Raw genomic sequence first — 2811 nt, 5'->3', positions numbered from 1 at the left:
TTAGATATGGATGAGAATTTAAAAGAAAGAGTTAAAAAATATCAGTATTAAAAAATCAGGTAGATTAATTTTATCTACCTGACTTATAAAATAAAAACTACTTACACACTTTTATTGACAAACCCGATTAATGTGGATTAATCAGCTTTTTGTTATTAATGATTTTAATAATACATTCTATTATGTTGTGGTCTCCTATTTTTTCTATTATAATTCATATTTTTTGGATTACAGTAAAAACGAGGATTTATATATGATTCAAAACTTGTAAATTCCATTAAAAACTTTTGTATACCGTTTGTTCCAGGTGATACCTCATCTAAACCAAAGTAAATTACTATACCTTGATCTGTTAAATAGAAAGATTGAGCTTCTGGAATGTCTACAACAGTATTTGGGTAATAATAACTTGGATTTTGACTAATTTTAAAATTTACAAAATCAGAAACAAGTTTCAAATAATCCACACCAGGTCTAAAAATATCTTTAAGTAGAATTTGATTTCCTGTTAATAAATCTATGTTATAGTTGTAGAGTTCATTATATTTTAGATTATCGTTATCCATAGCTGTTAGGTGTAAGGTTAAGCTAATGACATGATTTTTATTAAAAGTAAAATCGTAATTAGAATAAACTTTATAATTTATTTTTGTTTTACTACCATCAGGATTGGCTGCATTGATTTGCTGTTCTTCCTCCAAAATCCCTTCCTTAAATGTATAAACAGAAGAGTTTATAGTTTCATTTAAATTTTTTAAGATATCCTCATTAACTTGAAAATAACCATTTTTAACATTATAAATCACAGGATATTTCAAGTCATAATAAAAATACTTATTTTGTCCTATGTCTTCCACATACTGAATATATAAAGTATTAAAAAGACATGTATTATTAACTTGGGTGTTATTCATATTCAATTCCTCCTAGACAAATAATTTACATTAGTAATTTATATGCAAAGTAAAATCAAATAATAATAGATAGATGTAAAAGGCTATAAATACTGGAATTATCAAATTAAATAAAGTATATAAACTGATTAAAATACCTAAAATAAAATTAATTAGTATGATATAATACATAGGATTAGTAAGATACTTAGGAGGATACATAATGTTATTATTAGCAGATAAATGGAAAGATTATGAACTTATAGATATGGGTAACGGAGAAAAATTAGAACGTTGGGGAGATGTAGTACTTAGAAGACCAGACCCTCAAGTAATGTGGCCTATCAGAAATGAAAGTGGTTTATGGAAAAATCCTCACGGGCATTATCATAGAAGTGCAAAAGGTGGAGGACATTGGGAAGCTAAAAAGAAATACCCACAAAAATGGACCGTTAATTATAAAGGTTTAAAATTTAATATAAGTCCTACTGGATTCAAACATACAGGTTTATTCCCAGAACAAGCGGCAAATTGGGACTGGCAAATGGAAATGATAAAAGGTGCTAAGAGACCAATAAAAGTACTTAATTTATTTGCTTACACTGGAGGAGCTACAGTGGCATGTGCAGCAGCAGGAGCGGAGGTTTGTCATGTAGACGCATCTAAAGGTATGGTAACCTGGGCAAAAGAAAATTTACAAACATCAGGTCTTGGAGATAGAAAAGTAAGATTCATAGTGGATGATGTCGTTAAATTTGTTGAAAGAGAAATAAGAAGAGGAAATAAATACGATGCCATAATAATGGACCCTCCTTCATATGGAAGAGGACCAAAGGGAGAAGTATGGCAAATAGAAGAGAAATTATATGGTTTAGTTGATTTATGTACAAAAGTATTATCAAATGATCCTTTATTCTTTTTAATAAACTCTTATACAACTGGTTTATCTCCAATAATTCTTGAACATATATTAGATGCTACAGTTGCTAGAAAAGCTAATGGCGGAAATATATATGCTGGAGAAATAGGAATACCAACATCAAGAGACGGAAAAGTTCTTCCATGTGGTATATTTGGAAGATGGGAGAGTAAATAATAATGGTTAAGGTTATATATGAAGATAATCATTTATTAGTAGTAGAAAAGCCTGTTAATATACTATCTCAAGGAGATAATACTAATGATGATGACATGGTAAATCTTCTAAAGAAATACCTTAAGGAAAAATATAATAAGCCAGGAAATGTGTTTGTTGGTCTTGTACATAGACTAGATAGACCTGTAGGAGGTTGTATGGTATTTGCAAAGACCTCTAAGGCAGCTTCTAGACTATCAGAACAAGTAAGAAGTAAATCTTTTAAAAAGACATATAGAGCTGTTATACATGGCAATATGAATAGAAAGTCAGGTAACCTTGTAGACTATTTATATAAAAATAAAAAAACTAATATGGTTAGTGTAGTTAGTAAAAATACAAAAGAAGCGAAAGATGCTAGACTTTCATATGAAACGTTAGATTCTCAAAAAGGATTTAGCCTTATACAAATAGATTTACAAACAGGAAGACCACATCAAATAAGAGTGCAGTTTGCAAGTAGAAATCATCCTTTATTTGGAGACCAAAGATACGGTCAACATCTGAATAAAGTTGGACAGCAAATCGCTTTATGGTCTTATAAAATAGAAATACAACATCCAACAACAAAAGAAAAAATGGAATTTGTATGCGATGTGCCAAAAGAATATCCATGGAATATATTTGCATACTAATGAATTATAAATTTTTTATTGTAAGGAAAAAACATTAAACCTTTCTTCACAAGCTATAATGAAAATGATTGATTCGTGATGGCTTCGCCAATAATTAATATAAAGCGAATTAAAACCCTGATTATAATGTAGTAATTTAATTCTTTCT

3 protein-coding genes are annotated in these 2811 nt (G+C 29.1%); 2 read left to right on the top strand and 1 reads right to left on the bottom strand.

Translation table 11 applies throughout. The features are described from left to right. Positions 1 to 164 precede the first annotated feature (164 nt). Positions 165 to 914: a DUF3298 and DUF4163 domain-containing protein gene (locus tag K0040_RS19630; RefSeq protein ID WP_228110398.1), complete on the bottom strand. Its 750-nt coding sequence runs from the start codon at positions 912 to 914 to the stop codon at positions 165 to 167. Between the two features lie 202 nt (positions 915 to 1116). Here K0040_RS19630 and K0040_RS19625 point away from each other — a divergent pair, with 202 nt between their 5' ends. Continuing rightward, a complete protein-coding gene (locus K0040_RS19625; protein WP_228110397.1) occupies positions 1117 to 1989 on the top strand; it encodes a class I SAM-dependent methyltransferase in 873 nt (290 codons plus the stop codon). Between the two features lie 2 nt (positions 1990 to 1991). Beyond that, positions 1992 to 2663, top strand: a complete 672-nt coding sequence (locus K0040_RS19620; protein WP_228110396.1) for an RluA family pseudouridine synthase — start codon at positions 1992 to 1994, stop codon at positions 2661 to 2663. Positions 2664 to 2811 lie beyond the last annotated feature (148 nt).

This window comes from Terrisporobacter petrolearius, from assembly GCF_020748185.1.
GTDB lineage: Bacteria > Bacillota > Clostridia > Peptostreptococcales > Peptostreptococcaceae > Terrisporobacter > Terrisporobacter petrolearius.
The sequence above is the reverse complement of the archived record's forward strand: the minus strand, read 5'-3'. Positions and strand labels throughout refer to the sequence as shown.